At 58.7% G+C, this 18,443-nt stretch carries 19 protein-coding genes; 7 read left to right on the top strand and 12 right to left on the bottom strand.

Going from position 1 to position 18,443, the window contains the following annotated elements:
- Positions 1-8 precede the first annotated feature (8 nt).
- The 8 genes from LNV07_RS14920 to LNV07_RS14885 all read right to left on the bottom strand — a co-directional run bounded on the left by LNV07_RS14920 (position 9) and on the right by LNV07_RS14885 (position 7,572).
- Complete coding sequence (locus LNV07_RS14920) at positions 9-1,160, bottom strand: FAD-dependent oxidoreductase (protein ID WP_263571952.1); 1,152 nt, start codon at positions 1,158-1,160, stop codon at positions 9-11.
- Positions 1,157-1,792 (bottom strand): TIGR04282 family arsenosugar biosynthesis glycosyltransferase, encoded by a 636-nt coding sequence (locus LNV07_RS14915; protein ID WP_263571951.1) that lies wholly within the window; start codon positions 1,790-1,792, stop codon positions 1,157-1,159. Before LNV07_RS14915 ends, LNV07_RS14920 begins: the two co-directional genes overlap by 4 nt.
- A complete protein-coding gene (locus LNV07_RS14910; protein WP_263571950.1) occupies positions 1,789-2,466 on the bottom strand; it encodes a TIGR04283 family arsenosugar biosynthesis glycosyltransferase in 678 nt (225 codons plus the stop codon). The genes LNV07_RS14915 and LNV07_RS14910 overlap by 4 nt, the downstream gene beginning before the upstream one ends.
- The gene (locus LNV07_RS14905) at positions 2,463-3,287 is read right to left on the bottom strand and encodes a DUF547 domain-containing protein (RefSeq protein WP_263571949.1); all 825 of its coding nucleotides are present in this window, start codon (positions 3,285-3,287) and stop codon (positions 2,463-2,465) included. Before LNV07_RS14905 ends, LNV07_RS14910 begins: the two co-directional genes overlap by 4 nt.
- Complete coding sequence (locus LNV07_RS14900) at positions 3,284-5,446, bottom strand: FAD-dependent oxidoreductase (RefSeq protein WP_263571948.1); 2,163 nt, start codon at positions 5,444-5,446, stop codon at positions 3,284-3,286. The genes LNV07_RS14905 and LNV07_RS14900 overlap by 4 nt, the downstream gene beginning before the upstream one ends.
- The gene (gene arsS / locus LNV07_RS14895) at positions 5,446-6,459 is read right to left on the bottom strand and encodes an arsenosugar biosynthesis radical SAM (seleno)protein ArsS (RefSeq protein WP_263571947.1); all 1,014 of its coding nucleotides are present in this window, start codon (positions 6,457-6,459) and stop codon (positions 5,446-5,448) included. The genes LNV07_RS14900 and arsS overlap by 1 nt, the downstream gene beginning before the upstream one ends.
- A gap of 155 nt (positions 6,460-6,614) precedes the next feature.
- A complete protein-coding gene (locus LNV07_RS14890; RefSeq protein WP_263571946.1) occupies positions 6,615-7,016 on the bottom strand; it encodes a DoxX family protein in 402 nt (133 codons plus the stop codon).
- A 64-nt stretch (positions 7,017-7,080) separates the two neighbouring features.
- A complete protein-coding gene (locus LNV07_RS14885) occupies positions 7,081-7,572 on the bottom strand; it encodes a YHS domain-containing (seleno)protein (RefSeq protein WP_263571945.1) in 492 nt (163 codons plus the stop codon).
- Between the two features lie 443 nt (positions 7,573-8,015).
- On the opposite strand from LNV07_RS14885, the gene LNV07_RS14880 reads away from it, so the two are divergent.
- The 4 genes from LNV07_RS14880 to LNV07_RS14865 all read left to right on the top strand — a co-directional run bounded on the left by LNV07_RS14880 (position 8,016) and on the right by LNV07_RS14865 (position 13,077).
- On the top strand, positions 8,016-8,969 hold the full coding sequence (locus LNV07_RS14880) for a substrate-binding periplasmic protein (protein ID WP_263571944.1): 954 nt from the start codon (positions 8,016-8,018) through the stop codon (positions 8,967-8,969).
- 106 nt (positions 8,970-9,075) lie between these two features.
- A complete protein-coding gene (locus LNV07_RS14875) occupies positions 9,076-10,662 on the top strand; it encodes a methyl-accepting chemotaxis protein (protein WP_263571943.1) in 1,587 nt (528 codons plus the stop codon).
- 316 nt (positions 10,663-10,978) lie between these two features.
- The gene (locus tag LNV07_RS14870; RefSeq protein WP_263571942.1) at positions 10,979-12,421 is read left to right on the top strand and encodes a dihydrolipoyl dehydrogenase; all 1,443 of its coding nucleotides are present in this window, start codon (positions 10,979-10,981) and stop codon (positions 12,419-12,421) included.
- Positions 12,422-12,456: 35 nt separating this feature from the next.
- Positions 12,457-13,077, top strand: coding sequence for a glutathione S-transferase family protein (locus tag LNV07_RS14865; RefSeq protein ID WP_263571941.1), 621 nt, complete (start codon positions 12,457-12,459; stop codon positions 13,075-13,077).
- A gap of 33 nt (positions 13,078-13,110) precedes the next feature.
- Here LNV07_RS14865 and LNV07_RS14860 read toward each other — a convergent pair whose 3' ends face one another.
- From LNV07_RS14860 to LNV07_RS14845, 4 genes are all read right to left on the bottom strand, one after another.
- Complete coding sequence (locus tag LNV07_RS14860; RefSeq protein ID WP_263571940.1) at positions 13,111-13,425, bottom strand: DUF1330 domain-containing protein; 315 nt, start codon at positions 13,423-13,425, stop codon at positions 13,111-13,113.
- 62 nt (positions 13,426-13,487) lie between these two features.
- Complete coding sequence (locus tag LNV07_RS14855; RefSeq protein ID WP_263571939.1) at positions 13,488-14,051, bottom strand: carboxymuconolactone decarboxylase family protein; 564 nt, start codon at positions 14,049-14,051, stop codon at positions 13,488-13,490.
- A gap of 101 nt (positions 14,052-14,152) precedes the next feature.
- The gene (locus LNV07_RS14850; RefSeq protein ID WP_263571938.1) at positions 14,153-15,175 is read right to left on the bottom strand and encodes a zinc-dependent alcohol dehydrogenase family protein; all 1,023 of its coding nucleotides are present in this window, start codon (positions 15,173-15,175) and stop codon (positions 14,153-14,155) included.
- A gap of 521 nt (positions 15,176-15,696) precedes the next feature.
- A complete protein-coding gene (locus LNV07_RS14845; protein WP_263571937.1) occupies positions 15,697-16,596 on the bottom strand; it encodes a LysR family transcriptional regulator in 900 nt (299 codons plus the stop codon).
- Between the two features lie 152 nt (positions 16,597-16,748).
- Between LNV07_RS14845 and LNV07_RS14840 the strand changes: the two genes are divergently transcribed.
- The 3 genes from LNV07_RS14840 to LNV07_RS14830 all read left to right on the top strand — a co-directional run bounded on the left by LNV07_RS14840 (position 16,749) and on the right by LNV07_RS14830 (position 18,436).
- Positions 16,749-17,297 (top strand): carboxymuconolactone decarboxylase family protein, encoded by a 549-nt coding sequence (locus LNV07_RS14840; RefSeq protein WP_263571936.1) that lies wholly within the window; start codon positions 16,749-16,751, stop codon positions 17,295-17,297.
- Positions 17,298-17,330: 33 nt separating this feature from the next.
- Complete coding sequence (locus LNV07_RS14835; protein ID WP_263571935.1) at positions 17,331-17,834, top strand: YHS domain-containing (seleno)protein; 504 nt, start codon at positions 17,331-17,333, stop codon at positions 17,832-17,834.
- 125 nt (positions 17,835-17,959) lie between these two features.
- Complete coding sequence (locus tag LNV07_RS14830) at positions 17,960-18,436, top strand: nuclear transport factor 2 family protein (RefSeq protein WP_263571934.1); 477 nt, start codon at positions 17,960-17,962, stop codon at positions 18,434-18,436.
- The last annotated feature ends 7 nt before the right edge of the window (positions 18,437-18,443 follow it).

Genomic DNA, 18,443 nt, shown 5'->3' with positions numbered 1-18,443 from the left:
CTGTTTGCTTAGGGACGTTTGAAGGAAGGTTGAGAGTTGAATGGGGAAGCGCTGAGTTGGAAGCGACGCAAAAAGCTGCGGTCAATATGGTCTTTCCAGCGCCACAAGGCGCGGGCTATCCAGCGGCCTCGCAGTGACCAAGAACCCCAGCTGGCAATGGCACCACCATCGGCAGTGGCGAGCAGTGCCAGATAGCGGCGCTGCGGCTTGTAGTTGGTCGCGGCGGGGCTGCCTGGATCCAGTGCCGCACGCAGATTGCGCGACAGCACCGGCCCCATGCGGACCGCAAATACCCCCGCCTTGGGCAGCGGCGACGACCATTCAGCGCAATCTCCGACCGCAAATACTTGCGGATGCGAGACCGAGCGGAGCTGCTCATCGACCCGGATGAAGCCCTCGCCGGTGACGGCCAGACCGGATGTGGCTGGCCATGAGTGCGCCTTGGCCCCGGTAGCCCAGAGCAGCAAGTCGCAGTCTTGTGCAAGCTCCGCGTCGAAGCTGCGTCCGAGCTGAATGCTGACGCCGGCGGCGTGCAAAGCCTGGGCCGCAGCCCGGGCTGCGGCCGGCGCCATGCCGGGCAAGAGCCTGTCCCCTCGCGTCAACAGTTGCGGCTGTAGCGCTCGATGGGGTCCGACTAGCTTGCGAAGCCTCGCCACAGTCGCCAACAAGGCCTCCACGCCGGCGGCTCCGCCGCCCAGCGCCGTGATGCGCAGTGGCTTGTGACCGGACATCAGCTGAGGGTCGGCCAGCAGGCTTTCCCAGCTTTGCTGGAGTTCGCCGAGTGGGCGCAGGCTGAGCAAGCGGCAGGTCGCCGGCAGCGCTGGCGGCGTCAGGGTCGAACCGATATTGAGCGAGAGCAAGTCGTAGTGCAACTGCGTTCCGTCGAGCAGGATCAGCAGCTTGTCTTGCGTGGCCAGATTGGCCGCATGCCCCAAGATAAAGCGAGCGCCGGCTGCCGCTGCAAGCGCCGCAAAATCGATGCAAATTTCGTCGAATGAATAGGTTCCCGCCAACCAGCCGGGCACCATGCCGGAATAGGGCGCCAAAGCCGTCGGTGAGACCAGGGTCAGCTCGGTGTCGGCCAAGGGGGCATGCAGCCAGTCCAGCAACACTTGTGCATGGGCATGGCCGGCGCCGACAAGAAGAAGTTGCTTCTTCACTGCACCCATCCCGCAGGCAAATGAACGAGGTCGGCAGGCTCGTCGATGTCGGCGACCGGCGCGAGTTCGATGTGCTGCAGGCCGGCCAGCTTAAGGCGCTCGCGAGTCTGCGCCATGACCTGCACCGTGCTCCAACTCACCGCCTCGAACAGGCAAGCCGCCGGACGGCGCAGACCCACCAAGGCATAGCCGCCGTCCAGCGCGGGGACGAATACAGCGTCCGCCTGTCGCAGCGCAAGGGCGGCGGTGGCCAGTATGGCCGCGTCAAGTGACGGCGCATCGGTGCCGATCAACAGCACCGGGCCCGCTGCGCCGGCCAAGCGCCTCTGGAAGGCACGGTTCATGCGGGCACCCAGATCGCCAAGCCCTTGCGGGTGCAGCTCAATCGGCTGCTTCTCGGCCATACGAGCAAAGCTGGGGTGATCGGTATCGGGCGCGCAGCAAATTTCAATTGCGCCACCCAGCCCGGCGGCCAGTGCTTGTTCGACCGCCCGGCACAGCAGGCGTTCGGCCAGCGCCGCCGCGCCGGCCGCGCCCAATGCCGGTATCAAGCGGGTCTTGGCATAGCCGGCCACCGGGGCCTTGGCCATCACAATCACCCCGCAGTTAAAGCTAGCTTTGTTTGAGTTCATTTGTATTGCGCCGCCAGGGTTGCGGGGGCGACGCCGCGCCAGTAAAGCCAGCGCAGACGCCACATCAGAAATATGGTGCGCCAAACGCCATGCTGCTCCCAGCGCCGCCCGGACGTGAGTACGGTCTCCGGCAAGCAGGCAGGGGGCGCCACGGCGCGCAGGCGCTTTGAGAGTTCGATGTCTTCCATCAGGGGCTGATCCGGAAAGCCGCCTACGCGTTCAAACAATTCGCGCTGCACAAACATGGCCTGGTCGCCGGTCGCAATGCCGCTCCAGCGTGAGCGACGATTCATCATGGCGGCAATGACCGGCAACATGCTTGAGCGGCCCGTGATCTTCACATCGAAGCGGCCCCATTGCGCGCCCGCATCGAGCGCGTTTGCGATCGCCCGATCGGCCCCTTCTGGCAGGCGGGTGTCGGCGTGCAAAAAGAGCAGTACGTTTGCGCGAGCCGCCGTCGCCCCCGCCATCATCTGCTTGGCGCGGCCCCGTGGGGCCTGGATGAATTGGTCGGCCAGGCCTTGGCTGAGCGCCACACTGTCGTCCTTGCTGCCGCCGTCCACCACAATCACTTCTGCCCCGCGCTCGCGCAGGCCGGCCAAGGCGTTCAGGCAGGCTTGGATGCCGGCCGCCTCATTGAGCATGGGAAGAATGACGGAAATTGTTGGACTCATGGGCGGGCGTCGTTCAACTTCCAGTCGTAGTCGAGATAGCTGATCTTCGCTACGGTTTGGCCGCGCAAACGCTCGCGCTCGGCCGGAACGTCGGCTAACTGATCAGCATGGCGGGCCAGATAAGTACCCACCGAGCCGATACCGCGGTGGCCAAGTTTGAAGTCGTCCGCATACCAGTCGAAAATCTTCGACACCTCGAAGCGTTGTTGCTCGCCGTTCCAGCGATTGCGGCTGCGGTCGGACAAAAACCGCCTCGCTTGCTCATCCAATTGAGCGTCGAGGCGTTCGGCTACAAAAGCCTCCTCGCGCAGCGGCGGGCAGCCGATGGAGGCGCAGTTGACGGCGAAATGCAGGCGTGGGTCGTCAAAACGGCCGCGCTCGCGCAGCATGTCTTGTTCGATCCCGTCGAGCGACAGTTGCTTGCCCAGCAGGGGGATGAATTTTTGCTTCCAGGGGCTCTGGATCAAACTGCCCAGCTCTTTGATCGAAGCCAGCTTGGGGTAGCGCGTCAGGATCAGTTCGACCGTGAAGGCGTTGTAGGCATTCAACAGGAAAGCCATCTGCTGCGGTTTGCTGAAGGCATCGAAGCTGGCCTTGCTGACGGCCGAGAGTGCAGCCAAATAGGATGTCAGCGCAGCGCGGTCGGAGGCAAAACCGGCATAGCGAAGCTGCGAAGCGCGCCCTCCGTCCAGCACCACCACATGCTTCTTCAGCAGCGCGGCCCAAGCCGCGTGCTGGTGGTCAAAGCTCTGCGCCCGGGCCGGCAAGACCCACAGCAGGCAGGAGGCCAAGATCAGTCGCCGTTGGATCACGGTCTTCATCCACGCTCCCAGGCGTGCAGGCGTTCCAGCCAGGGCATGATCTTTTGTGGGGCATGAGCACGTTTCCACTCACCGGCCACGTACTTATTGGCTTCGGCCAGGGTCGGATAGGTGTGGATGGTGCCGAGGATCTTGTTCAAGCCCAGACCATGTTTCATCGCCAGCACATATTCCGCCAGCAGGTCACCCGCATGTTCACCCACAATCGTGACGCCAAGGATTTTGTCTTTGCCCGGCACGGTCAGCACCTTGATGAAGCCATGGGCGGTGCCATCGGCGATGGCGCGGTCGAGTTCCTCGAATTCGAACTTGACCACTTCATAGGCAATGCCTTGAGTCTTTGCTTCATCTTCCGAGAGCCCGACGCGAGCGACCTCGGGGTCGGTGAAGGTGGCCCAGGGGATCACCGAGTAGTCCACCTTGAAGCGCTTGAAGCGACCAAACAAGGCGTTGACGGCCGCATACCAGGCCTGGTGAGCGGCGGTGTGAGTGAACTGGAAAGGCCCGGCCACATCGCCAACCGCATAGATATTGGGGTAGTTGGTGCGCATAAAGGCATCTACGGCGATGGTCTTGCGCGGCGTCAGGGCGATGCCGAGTTCCTCGATGCCAAAGCCTTCAACGCGCGCACTGCGGCCAACCGCGCAAAGCAGCACATCAAACTCGATGGCGATCTCTTGCTCCCCATGTTTGACGATCAGGCGCTTGATGTCGCCGTCCAATTCACAGCGCACCGCTTGGTGACCGGTCAACACTTGCACGCCGTCAGCCTGCAAGGAGGCCGTGACCAGCGAAGCAGCGTCTTGGTCCTCACGCACCATCAGGCGCGGCGCCATTTCTACTTGGGTCACTTGCGCACCGAGGCGGGCAAAGCTCTGTGCCAACTCACAACCAATCGGCCCGCCACCCAAGACCACCATGCGACGTGGCAGTTCGGTCATGCCCCAGACGGTGTCCGACGTCAGGTAGCCAACCTTGTCCAAACCCGGGATAGGCGGCACAAAGGGCCGCGCACCAGAGGCAATGACGATGTTGCGGGTGCTCAGGGTTTGCACACCCGCCTCGGTGGTGATCTCCACCGTCCAGGGCGAGGTGATGCGGGCTTGCCCTTGCACCACATCAACTCCCATCTTGCTGTAGCGCTCGGCCGAGTCATGCGGTTCAACGTCGGCAATGACGCGGTGTACCCTTGCCATCACGCCGGCAAAATCAACCCGTCCGTCAGCAACTTGCACGCCCAAAGAGGCGGCTTTTTGCACTTGTTTGGCCAACTTGGCCGAGCGGATCAGCGCCTTGCTGGGGACGCAGCCATAGTTCAGGCAGTCGCCGCCCATTTTGTGACCTTCCACCAGCGTCACCTTGGCCTTGACGACGGCAGCGATGTAGGAGGTAACCAAGCCGCCGGCGCCGGCGCCAATGACAAGCAGGTTGCGATCGAAGGAGCTGGGCTTTGTCCACTTGGCGTAGATTTTGCGTTTTTGCAGCATGGCGACGATCCATTTGCCGATCAAGGGGAACACACCCAGGAGCACGAAACTCAAGAGCAAGGCGGGGCTCAAGACATCCGACGGCCGCTGTATCGCCGCCAGTTGTGTGCCCGCGTTGACGAATACCACCGTGCCGGCAAACATACCGACTTGGCTGACCCAGTAAAAGCGGCCGGCACCAATCGGTGTCAAACCGGCCAATAGATTGACCATGAAGAAGGGGAACAGCGGCACCAGCCGCAGCGTCAGCAAATAGACAAGGCCGTCGCGCTGCATGCCTTCATTGATGGGCGCCAACTGCTTGCCGAAGCGCGTCTGCACCATATCGCGCAGCAAGTACCGGGCGGCCAAAAAGGCCAGCAGCGCACCCAGACTGGAGGCGAAGGAAACCAGCAGGGTGCCCACGCCCAAGCCAAACATCGCGCCCGCGCCCAAGGTCAAAATCGCCGCTCCTGGAACCGACAGCGCTGTGCATGCGACGTAGATCGCGAAGAAGCTCACTACTGCGAACAGCGGACGTTCTTGGTAAAGCGACACCAGTCCGTCACGGCTGGCTTTGAGCGAATCCAGGGTCAGCAGTTGACCCAGTCCGAAATGTTGGTACAAAAAGATCGCAGCTACACCTAAGGCGACGATCGCCAGCCACAGTGTTTTCTTGGAGGTCGATGCCATTAGGCGGCCTCTTGATTGAGTCGGAGTGAGGGCGACTTGCTGTCGAGCGAGCCGCCGCAACTGCTGCCTTGGCCAGCGGTGCAGCCATAGCAATGGTCGGCAACTCGGATGCTTTCGCCGGCAGTGCCTTGCGTCAGAAGGTCACGTAAATGAGGCCTGCCCTTTGTGTCTTCAGCCGTGCCCAGGCGAGCGCGCAAGCCCAGCATTTGGTTGAAGTCACAGTCGTACAAATCGCCTTGGTAGTCAACGCTGTACATACTCATGCACATCACGGTGCCAAGGTTCTCCGGCCGGTAGGCGGACTTGAGCAACTGCATATAGCTTTGAAACGTACCCTTGGAAATCAGCGTGCTGCCGAAGCGCTGAATCGGCATATTCGTCAACGCAAAAAGCTGGTTGAACCGGATGCCGAAATGAGCCATCAGTTCACGCTTGTAATCGGCCTCCAGCGCCATTTGCGGCGGCGGCAGGGTGGCGCCCTGTGGGTTGTAAACCAGATTCAGCACCAGGCCTGAGCCCTCTTGACCGTAGCCCAAAGCATTGAGTCTTTGCAGGCCCGCAATGCTGAGGTCGAACACGCCATCGCCACGCTGCCGGTCCACCCGCTCGGGTGAATAGCAGGGCATCGATGCCACCACCTCAACGCCCGAGGCGGCCAGAAACTCCGCCAAGGTTTCCTGGCCAGGTTCGGCCAAGATGGTCAGGTTGCAGCGGTCAATGACTTTGACGCCTAGCCCCCTGGCTGCAGACACCAAACGGCGAAAGTGTTCGTTCAACTCGGGTGCACCGCCTGTCAAGTCCAAGGTCTTGATGGCGCGCGCGCGCAGCACTTCGATGACAAGGTCAACCGTGCCCGAATCCATCATCTCGATTCGATTGGGGCCGGCATTGACATGGCAGTGCAAGCAGGACTGATTGCATTTGTAGCCCAGATTGACCTGCAAGGTATCGAGGCTGGCGCGAGTGATGCGCGGGAAGTCGGTCTTGGCAAGCAGCTGAATGGTGGGATGCATGGTGCTGTGGGTTCCGGCGTTATTCGTGAAACTGGCTTGATGTAGGTGGCGGGCAATGGCAGTAGGGCAGAGCCCCGACTCCTTTGAGTCGTCGGAGGAATTTTTTACTTACACTTTGCGCGACATAGCGACGCAAATCCTGCCCATCCTGACTACTAGGTTCTTGTGATGTTGGCGCTAGCGCCTGCAGCCAAAAGCAGGCCGCCTGCAAGGCCGATGTTTTTCATGAATAGCAGTTGCTGAGCGAACTGGAATTCCGGCGCAACGGCCCAGAATTGATGAAACAACAAGCTGGTGATGATCGTGGAAATAGCTAGCGCCGGTGCGGTCCAGCGAAGCCGCACGCCAAGCCCCAGGCAAAAACCCACAATCAGCTCGAATCCGCCAATCAGCAGCGTGGGCATGCGATCCAGCGGCAAACCTTCACTGGCGAGATGGCCGGCAGTGACAACTTCGGTGCTCGCCAGCTTGGCCAGCCCTGCCAGGATGAAAATCGAGGCCAACAGCCATCGCCCCAGCAGAACATAGCGACTTTGGTGGATTGGTTTCAAGCCCATCTCCGGTCAAAAAAACTTTGGAAGGACCCGCGTGCCAAGGCTCACGGTCGGGCCCTGTTCAGACTTACTTGTTCAGGCCGGCCCAGTTGTTCTCTGCCTTGCCGACGAAGCCGGCGGTGTCGCGGGCGAAAGTCTTGTTCAGGTCGGCATTGAAATTCAAATAGAGCTTGCCGTTGCTGACGGTCCAGCCATTCACCGGATCCACATCAAACAGCTTGCCCTGAGCCACGCCCCAAGCGCAGAAGCCGCCGTACTGTGGTGCGTATTTGGTCGGGTCGGCTTTGAATGTGTCACGGTGCTCGGCCGAGGCAAATTGCCAAGTCACGCCGCCGTAGGAATGGGTGAATTTGTCCGAACCTTGCACCGGCTTTTTATCGGTGAAATAGGACACCACGTCATAGCCTTTGGCGCCCAAGCCGGCGTACAGCGTGTTGTATTCGCCGCCGGTGGCTTTCACCGCGAACGAGGTCGACGGCACGATGGCCATGAAGGCTGCCGCGGCGGCAATGATTGCGGCCAGGAAGTGGCGCGAGGAAGAAGTGCCGATCTTTGACATTTGAAGACTCCAGGAAAGAAAGTTAAAAGAATGAATCTGGGGAAAGTCCGCCAAGTGCTACCCGGCGAATGACTGAACTATCTCTTCTGGAGGCTGCGAGGGGAACGGCCAGTATTCCCAATAGTCTCTTCCGAAAAGTGGAACGGTTGATGGGCGCTTCTGCGGCGAGGGTCCTGAAAAAGATTCGTTGCCACTAGCGCTGGTTGGCCATTCTGGGGGGGCGGGTGTTTTGTAATAACTTACAAATCACACGGTTTTTTTGCGAGCGACTCTTGTGAGTGCTGACCACGCATCGATACAGTTTTCAGCAAATTTTGAAAGCCGATCGGGGCAATTGTTGCGAATTTTGGAATGCTTCCTTCCGCCAAAGGGAGCTTCAAACTTGCTGCGGCCAAGACTAGCATTTCCAACCTTGCATTAAGCGGTTATCACAAGAGGGCCCCATGTTGTTTACCGGCAAGTCGATGCCCAAGCTTGGATTCGGAAGCGCGGCGATGCGCTCAGAGGCATTCGTCTATGGCTTTGGCAATTTTGGGAGTGGTTTCAATCAAAGGGTACTCATTTTCTGGGCGTTTTTGGGCTGCCTGTTTTTGGCTTCCGCGGCGCAAAGTTGTGAGCGGACATTGGTTGCTCCGGCATCGCCGACAGGCTTGAACGTAATACTCCAAGAAGACAAGGTCGCTGGCGTGTTTCCAGACTTCATGCGCCTCATCGGCACTTTGGCTGGGTGCCAATTTGAATTCCCGGTCTTGCCCCGCAGCCGACTGGACAGGGACTTTTTTGCCAACAACGTCGACGTACTCGCACCTGCGACGCAGTCGACGATGAGAGACAAACATGCCGACTTCATTGCTTGGATGGAATTGACGCCTCAGCTGATCACCGCATCTTGGGATCGTGAAACCATGCCTGATTTGAAGAGCCTGCTCACCAGCAAAAGCTGGCGAGCCGTTGTGGTGCGCAACTACAGCTGGGGTGATCTCTATGACGCCTTCATTAAGAAGATGGACCAGGAGGGCAGGCTTGACTTGGTCAGTGATTTGAAAACCGTCCATGCGATGTTGCGGGCAGGTCGCGCCAAGTTCACCATCTTGCCGCCGACCCTGCTTTACGGATCGATGCATAGCGGCCGTGGCCCTGCCGGCTTGCCCCCCGATTTTCGATACTCGCTCCTGTCAGACCTGCCAAGAGCCAAGGTCGGGATCTACTTAAATTCCACCAACGTAGCCAAGTCCGACGTCGAGAAAATACGCGCCGCAACCATAACTGCAAAAAACGACGGTAGTTTGCTTCGCATCCTTGAGTACTACTACCCGGTAGAGATCTTGTCTGCTGATGTGGTTTTGAATATTCCCGTCCATCTTGAAGGGCGAGTCGGCAATCGCGGCAAGCAATAGTTGGCTTGCGCGACAACAGTTCACTGCGAACTCTGCTTCGCCGCATTGAACTTCATATTTAGCGTAGCGGAAATGCTCCCAGAGCCCTGTTCAAAGAAAGCAGTCCATGAAACTCAAGACAAAACTACTTGCTATCGCCGCTCTGGTGGTGCTTTTGCCGGCCGCGGTTTTCGTGTCCTCAGCGCTGGCACTCCGAGTCACTGCCGATGCCGTGACTCGCGTTCATTCGAACAATATGGTGCCCGCGGTGTTGCTGGGGCGTATCGACGCAACCCTTAAAAACAGCCGCGGGCATATCAATGCCGGCTATGTGCACAACCCAGCGGTTCCTGCTTCCAAATTGCATAGCCATCCAATCACTTTGCACAGCAACTACATACGGTTGGCCATCAAGGATGTCAAAACAATGTGGTCGCAATACGCTTCGCTTGAACATCGCGGCGAAGAACCAGCGCTGATTGCTGAGATCGAGCAAGGATTGAACGACTACATCGTCAAGACCATGACGCCTGCCGCCGACGCTCTTGACGCCGCCGACTATGAGACAGCGGTGCAGGTCGTCACAACCACCTTCAAGTCCTACGGCAAGATAGAAAAGGCGATTGCCGAATTGCAAAAATTGGCCGACGCCAGAGCGATAGCGGACGTGGAAACGGCCCAGGCTCTGTACAAACGACTGCAGAATGGTTCGTTGGCGCTTTGGCTGATTGGCACGGGTATCAGTCTATGGTTCGTAGGTGCGACGCTGCGCTCCATCGCAGGCTCGGTGGCCAGCGCTGCAAAGCTGTCGGCGCAGCTAAGGCTAGGCATTCTCAAACCTGTTGATCTCCCTGCCGGTCAAGATGAGTTGCTGGATATTTGTCAGAGTTTGAACGCCACCGTCGAGTCGATTGCGACGGTCATGCGTGCAGTGCGCGATTCAGCGGAACGTGTGGGTGCCGATGCAAGTGCAATTGCCGATGGCAGTGTCGATTTGTCAAATCGAACCGAATCCCAGGCTTGTTCGCTCGAAAACACGGCTTCGGCCGTCAGTCAGCTTCAGGCAACCGTGGAGCAGACCGCACAGTTTGCAACTTCTGCCGACCAACTCGCAGGACAAGCCTGCCTCGTAGCGCGCCAGGGAGGCACGGTGGTGGCGCAGGTGGTGAGCACCATGAAGCAGATCAATGAAAGTTCTCGCCGAATTACTGACATAACCTCTGTTATTGACGGTATAGCTTTTCAGACAAACATTCTGGCCCTCAATGCTGCCGTCGAGGCCGCGCGGGCTGGCGAACATGGCCGTGGATTTGCGGTAGTGGCAAGCGAGGTACGCAGTCTTGCTCAACGTGCGGCCCAGGCTGCAAAGGAAATCAAGGGCTTGATCGACAGCAGCGTTGCAAGGGTCGAGCAGGGCAGCAATCTTGCCGACCAAGCCGGCCACACCATGACCGAAGTCGTTGACGCAATTTCCCGGACCGCTGGGCTACTCCGTCAAATCAACGACGCCAGCCAAGAGCAGCGTCAAGGAGTCGGCCAAATAGGTTCAGCCATAGAAGAGATCGACGGCGTCACCCAACACAACGCGGCCTTGGCCGAAGAGAGCGCCGCAGCTGCAGACAGCCTCAAACATCAAGCCAAACAGGTGCTGAATTCGGTGGACTTCTTTAGCATCCGTACTGAGGAAGATCTCGCGGTCGCCAAAAAATCTTAATGAAGGGCGATCAATAGATCGCCATTGTTCCTATTCGAACAATACAGCCTTGGCAATTTAGCGGCTTCTGTTCTCACGCTCGAACAAGCACAGTGGGGGCATAGACAAAAGACTTCCTTAGGAAATCCATGCTTCCCGCCCCATTCTTTATCGAGTGCCTTGATGACTTGCTTCTCGACCAGCCTTATCGTGAAAACGCTCATGTCCTGACAAAGCTGCCGACTGCACAGTTCTGGCTATACAGGCAATATTTGAAAGCCAGTTGCAGCGTCTATGCATGGTTTGGTCCTGCCACACAGCAATAGGAGTCTCAAAGTTGAAGACCATTCAAACTGACGTAGCCATCATCGGCGCGGGCAGCGCCGGTATGGCAGCCTATCGGGCCGCATTGGCTCATACAGACCGCGTAACTTTGATCGAAAGTCAAGCCTATGGCACCACCTGCGCGCGCGTGGGCTGTATGCCCAGCAAGCTGTTGATCGCCGCCGCAGAGAGTGCCCACGCCGTCAAACATTCCGGGCAATTTGGCGTGCATGCAGGCAAGGTGAATATTGATGGTGCCGAGGTCATGGCTAGAGTGATCAGTGAGCGTGATCGCTTTGTCGGCTTCGTGCTCGATACCGTGGAGCAATGGCCGCCCGAGAACAGACTTTGGGGCCATGCACGCTTTGTAGAAGATATGGCCTTGCATGTCGGTGGGCACACCCGCGTAGACGCGTCGCGGATAGTCATTGCGACAGGTTCGCGCCCGGCTGTGCCCGAGGCTTGGCGGCGCGAGTTGGGTGACAGGCTCATAGTCAATGATGATGTGTTCGCCTGGTCGACCTTGCCGACTTCGGTTGCGGTAGTCGGCACCGGAGTCATTGGCCTGGAGTTGGCGCAAGCGCTTCATCGATTGGGCGTGCGCGTTCGCTTGTTTGGGCGCACCGAGCGTGTTGGGCCGCTGAGCGACCCCCTATTGCAGAGCGTGACTCGAGATGTTTTCCAAAAGGAGCTGGCGATGTCGCTGTCGGCTCAGGACATCCGGCCGCGCCGCAATGAGCAGGGCGTGAGCTTGCAGTGGATCGCATCCGATGGCGTGCGTCACGAAGAGGAGTTTGACTACCTCTTGGCCGCCATGGGCCGACGCCCCAATATCGACAACTTGGGACTGTCAATGACAAGACTGGAGCTTGCTGCCAACGGGGTACCAGTTTTCGACCGACGCTCTGGGCAGGTCGGAAATTCACCGGTGTTTATTGCCGGCGATGCGCTCGACGACCGCGGGCTACTGCACGAAGCCGCTGACGAAGGGCGCATTGCAGGCGACAACGCTGGTCGCTTTCCTGACGTCAGGCTGCGGCTGCGCAGAGCGCCATTGGCGGTCGTATTCAGTGAACCGCAGATCATGCTCGCGGGAGCCAGCCATGCCGAGCTGACACGTGATGGCCAGGCCTTTGAAACCGGCGTAGTGTCGTTTGAAGACCAAGGGCGCAGCCGGGTTATGGGTCGCAATCAAGGGGCCTTGCATGTCTATGGTGAACCAGGCACTGGTCGCTTCCTCGGCGCTGAAATGATAGGACCGGCTGCCGAGCACCTCGGCCATTTGCTGGCCTGGTCCGCCCAGCGAGGAGACACCGTTCAGCAAATGATCGACAGCCCTTTCTACCATCCGGTCATTGAAGAAGGCTTGCGTACAGCGCTGCGCCATCTGCGCAGCAAACTGCAATTGGCGCCATCGGCGATTGACCAATGCATTGACTGCCTTCCGGGTACCTGAATTGGTTCAGAGTTCTTGGCTATATAGGATAAGAAATGATTGACGTCTACACAGCGAACACGCCGAATGGCATCAAGGTTCCAATCGCATTGGAAGAGCTGGGGCTGCCTTACCGTCTTGTTCGTATCGATTTGAGTGCCAACCAGCAAAAGCAGCCTGAGTTTCTACACATCAACCCGAATGGCCGGATCCCTGCCATTGTTGACAGTGACGGGCCAGATGGTGAACCACTGAATGTGTTCGAGTCAGGGGCCATTCTTTGGTACTTGGGTGAGAAGTTCCATGGCTTGTTGCCCTTAGATCCGAGAGAGCGCGTCAGTGCAATGGAGTACTGCTTTTTCCAAGTTGGCGGGGTGGGGCCAATGTTTGGGCAGGCAGGCTGGTTCATGCGCCAGAGTTCTCCAATACCGCTTGCGGTTCAACGCTATCAAGATGAGTCGCGCCGACTCACCGCAGTGCTCGAGGCCAGGCTGCAAGTTCAACCCTGGTTGGCAGGCCGGTCCTATTCAATTGCCGACATCATGAACTATGGGTGGCTTCGGCAACTGAACTATGCGGGAGTCGATGCTGCCAATTACCCCGCCGTGGAGGATTGGCTTGCCCGCATCTCGGCTCGCCCGGCAGTGATTCGCGCCTTGGCAAAGTTGGCAAACTGAGTTTTGCATTCCACTTGACATTGGTCGGGCTCTTTACGGGAGCTCGGGCTCGACTGGGTGCGAGTGCACAGCGCCCACAAGTCGGAATTGTGATCGCATGGCCGCATCTCGGACTGGTACCAGCGCCTGGTACTCGGGCGAGTGGTACCACGCCAATGCCTGTTCTTTTGAAGGGAATGCCAGGATCACCTGCATTTGAAAACCGCTGTCGCCCAGCAACTGTTCTGCCGGACCCTTCACCAAGTAGGCGCCGGAGAATTGGGCCAAGGTCGCGGGCACTGCGGCACCATACTTCTGCAATTCTTCTTTGTCTGTGGGTGTGAAGTCCACGGTGATAAAAGCGCGCATAAATTTCCTAAATTGTTATTTGGACGGTGCGGCTATGAAAATACCCGCACCGGAATGCTTGCTTACTTGCCAGCCTGACCATCGACCCAGATGTGCGAGGCGAAGACACCATCCACGGGAGTTTGCACAATATGGTTTGTGTAGTTGGACATGACCTTCAGGCTGATGCCTAGAATCACTTCCAGCACAGTCTGTTGGCCATAGCCGGCGGCGACAAGCGCTTGCACATCCTTGGGTTCTGGCCAGCCACGGCTATTGACCATCACGATCGCAAACTGACGCAGGGCTTCGAGCTTGGCGTCGGCGATGGGGCTGTTATTACGCAACGACGCCACTACTTCGGCGGATACCCCCGAACTGCTGGAGATGAAGCTGTGCGCTGCCATGCAGCAAGTGCAACCGTGGATGCGGTTTGCGGTCATCAAAATGATTTGGCGTTCCGTTTCCGTCAGGGCGGTCTTGTTGAAGATGCCTGCCAGGGTCATATAGCCTTCCAGCAGCGCAGGGGCGTTGGCCATGCCGGCCAGCAAATTGGGCATGAAGCCGTAGGCTTGAGTGGCACCTCGCAGCAGTGACTGGCTGCCTTCGGGAGCGGATTCCATCGTGTGGATAGGGAACTTGCTCATCAAATATTTCCTTTGAAAACTACAGAATAGATCCCGTTGTACGGTGATGCGTTCGGGAGGAGGGGGTTTCGAAATGGCCGGAAGTCGGGCCGAATTCGGCTTCAGGCGATCTTCACCACCAGCTTGCCAAAGTGGGTCGCTGCGCTGAGTTGGGCATAGGCCTCGGGCGCACTTTCAAAAGCGAATTGCTCATCAATGACCGGACGGATCTGGTGCTGTGCCATGAATTGCACCAAGCGTTTCAGTTGCTCGACACTGCCTACGCAAATACCGTTGATCGAGGCATTCTTGAATTGCAGCGGCAAGATATTGGGCTGAGATGCGAAGCCGGTCAAAACGCCGATTTGCGCAATCTTTCCGCCTGGAGCGATGGCTGCAATAGAGCGGTCGTAGGTGTCTGGGCCGCCGAGCTCCAAAATGTGATCAACACCCCGGCCACCGGTCAGGTCCAACGCGACTTTTTCCCAATCTGGGTGGCTGCGGTAATTGATGGTTTGCCAGGCACCCATCGCCTTGACGCGCGCCAGCTTCGCATCTGACGATGAGGTCACAATGACCTTGGCCCCAATCGCCGTGGCCAATTGCAAGCCAAACAAGGCCACGCCACCGGTGCCTTGCACCAAGACGGTGTCGCCGGCCTTGATGCCGCCGCGCTCGAATAAGGCATGCCATGCCGTCAAGGCAGCACAGGGCAGGGTAGATGCTTCTTCCAAGCTCATGCCCTCGGGGACTGCCACCAAACTGCTTTGATCGACGATCACATGCTCGGCCAACATGCCGTCAGTGGTTCCACCTCCAAAGGCATTGCCCAGCTGAGTGGGATTGAAAGCGCCATCCACCCAGCCGGGGAAGAAGTTCGCCATTACGCGGTCGCCAAGCTTCCAGCGCGCTACACCAGCACCAAGAGCGATCACCGTGCCAGCACCATCCGACAGAGGAACCAGGCCATCCTTTGTAGATGCGCTGTCTCCTTGAGTTAGCAGATCGCGATAGTTCAGGCTTGCTGCGCCCATACGCAGCAGCACCTGGCCGGCGCTTGGCGTTGGGATTTGGACGGATTTGAGTTCAAGTACCAGCGCAGAGCCGGAATTGAGCAATTGAAATTGACGGGATGAAGAGGTCATGCGCCTGATACTTTGTTGTGTACAAGTCTGTATGTTATGTCAAAATTTTTGGGTGTGCATTAAATATTTATAGACCTGTATGTTTTTATTGCGCGACAGGCCAAGCAAGCTTCAACCCGAGCTTGTGCAAACGGTGCAGCGACGCAAGGGCGATGGGGAGTTGTCGGACCGGCGTGCGCATGGAAGGCCACAGCATGTTGCTAGGCTGCGCAAGTCGTCGGCCACCGCGTCGGCCACCGCGTCGGTCGCGCAGTGGAGGAAGCAAATCCTCAAGAGCAGGGCGCAGGCCCGCAAATGAAACAAGACTGCTTCAGTTCAGAGCAAGCCTCATGCAAGCACAGCAGAATTGCTTGCCGGTTTTTGGTTGCGCGCCTGCTCAGTGATTGCACAGATCGCGAGTTGCTGGTGTAGCCGGAACCGTTAGAACCGAATCATCGAAGCCGATCCGGCGGCGCCATAGCGCCCTTTCCGCGCTGAAGGCCAAGGCCTAAACCGAGCCCGCAGGCCCGATACAGCGAGTATTAATTGATGGACGGGTCAGCGCGCAGGCGTTCAATCGCGAGGTCCAAAAAGGCTCGCGCCTTCTTGGATGCATGGCGGCCTTCGCGGTGGATCAAATGGATCGGTAACTCTGGCGGTTCGAACTCGCTCAGGACGATCTTGATGCTGCCCGCGCGCAAATGCTCGGCCACTTGATAGGACATCAGCCGCGAGAGGCCAAAACCCGAAGCCACAGCCGCCACCGCCGAATCATTGGTGGTCGTCAGCATGCGCGGCTGTAGCTTGATCAACTTTGGCTCACCCTTGTCAAACAGTCGCCATTCCGGCGTTGGTGAAACGGCGCTGGCGGAAATAATGCTGTGCTGTGTCAGCGCCTCTGGGGTTTGCGGTATGCCATGCGCGGCCAGATAGTCGGGCGAGGCGCAGATCACTCGCCGTACCCGTCCGACGCGTATCGCTTGCATGCTGGAGTCAGGCAACTCGCCGATGCGCACCGCCACGTCCACGCCTTCATCCATCATGTTCACTACCCGATCCAGAAACCAGCAGGAAGCATTGACCTCGGGATAGCGCTGCAGGTATTCGGTCACGATGGGAGTGACGAAAAGCGCACCAAACAGCACCGGCGCAGTCAGAGTCAGGCGCCCGCGCGGCGCGCCATGCATGCCGCTGACCGACTCATCCGCCTCGGCCAGATCGGCCAACACGCGCCGGCAATCTTCGACATAACGCGCCCCTGCATCGGTCACCCGCACGACCCGGGTGGTGCGCGTGAACAGGCGTACGCCGAGGTGTTCTTCCAATTCGCTGACCGCCCTTGTTACGGCCGGCGGCGAGATGTTCAGCTTGCGCGCAGCGCCGGCGAAACCACTGGCATCCACCACGGCCACAAAGACATTGATCAGGTGCAGACGGTCCAATTGTTTCTCCTGGCGTAACGGTGTATTGGTGGCGCCGGTGATTCTAATCAACCATCGAATAAAGGACAGTTCAGTCATTCGCTGATGACGCCAAAGCGCCGGCAGACGAACCACTGGAAACCCCTTTTATCCACTTTGCTCAGGAAATAACCATGTCACGCATCAGCATCCCTTCCGTCGACCAATCTCTCGCCGCAGCCAAGCCTTTGCTTGCCGCCGTGCAGCAGCAACTTGGTGTGGTGCCCAATCTGATGAAGCTGGTCGGCCACAGCCCGGCCGCGCTGGAAGGCTATCTGGCGCTGAACGGCGCGCTGGCCAAGGGCAAGCTGAGCGTGCAGCTGCGCGAGCGCATCGCCTTGACCGTGGCCGAATTCAACGGCTGCGACTACTGCTTGTCGGCGCATAGCTACCTGGCCACCAACGTCGCCAAGATCAGCGCGGCCGAAGTTGACGCTGCGCGCGAGGGCAAGTCCGATGATGCGCGCACCGCCGCAGCGCTGGCTTTTGCCCGCCGCGTGGCCGAAGCGCGCGGCCTTGTGGCCGATGCCGACCTGGCCGCCTTGCGCGCCGCCGACTTTGATGAGGGCAGCGTGGTCGAAATCGTCCTCAATGTGGCACTCAATGTGCTAACCAATTACGTCAACAACGTGGCGCAGACCGATATCGACTTTCCTCTCGTGACTGCCAAGTCGGCCGCTTGATCCACTCCGCCCAGCATAGAGAGAACTTCAATCATGAATACCACTTCAATCGCTCGCCGCAGCCTCTTGGCCGCCTTGATCATCGGCGCCGGTTTGCTGGCTACCTTGCCTCAGCTGGCTCTGGCCTATGAGCAAAATTCGACCAGCGAGCTCAATCTTGATCAACAAGGCCTGGCTTTGCAGGGTATAGACCCGGTGGCCTATTTCACCGTCGGCGTGCCGACGGCCGGCAAGCCCGAATTCACGGCCAAACACCGGGGTGCGAGCTACCGATTTGCCAGCGCCGCCAACCGCGACGCCTTCAAGGCCGACCCGAACAAGTTCGCTCCCCAATATGGCGGCTTTTGCGCGATGGGCGTGGCCTTGGACAAGAAGCTCGATGGCGACATCAACGCCTGGAAGATTGTTGACAACAAGCTCTACTTGAACGTCAACAAGGACGTGCAGAAGAAATGGTCGGAAGACATCGCCGGCAATCTGGTCAAGGCCAATAGCAGCTGGCCAGAGATCAAGAACCGGGCTCCCAAAGATCTTTGATGGATCTTGTGCCAGCGGCCGCTTAACGCCGCTGGGCTTGACTCCAGCCTTGCTCAAGCGCTACTCGGTCTGCCGGCAAGGCCCCAGACATCCGCCAACCAGAGCCCAGAAAAGTGAGTAAACCCATGTCCCAAGAAGCCCCCCGCCTGCCGCTGCCACCGTTCACAAGGGAGAGTGCGATTCTCAAAGTACGCCTGGCCGAAGACGCCTGGAACAGCCGTGACCCGCAGCGCGTGGCGATGGCCTATACCAGTGACAGCCGTTGGCGCAATCGCAGTGAATTCCCGCGCGGCCGCGAGCAAATCAGGCAGTTGCTGGAACGCAAATGGGCGCGCGAGTTGGACTACCGCTTGATCAAAGAGCTGTGGGCCTTTGATAGTCACCGCATCGCCGTGCGCTTCGCCTATGAGTATCGGGACGAAGCCGGCAACTGGTTCCGCGCCTACGGCAACGAGAACTGGGAATTCGATGAGTTGGGGTATATGGCCGTGCGCCACGCCAGCATCAACGACCTTCCCATCCGAGCCGACGAGCGCCTGTTCCTTTGGCCACAAGGTCGCCGGCCCGATGAGCATGCAAGCTTGAGCGATCTTGGGCTTTAAGCAGCTT

Origin of the sequence: Roseateles oligotrophus (assembly GCF_025717515.1) — a bacterium.
Taxonomy (GTDB): Bacteria; Pseudomonadota; Gammaproteobacteria; order Burkholderiales; family Burkholderiaceae_C; genus Paucibacter_A; species Paucibacter_A oligotrophus.
Note: the sequence above shows the minus strand (reverse complement) of the source record. Positions and strands in the feature narration are given on the sequence as shown.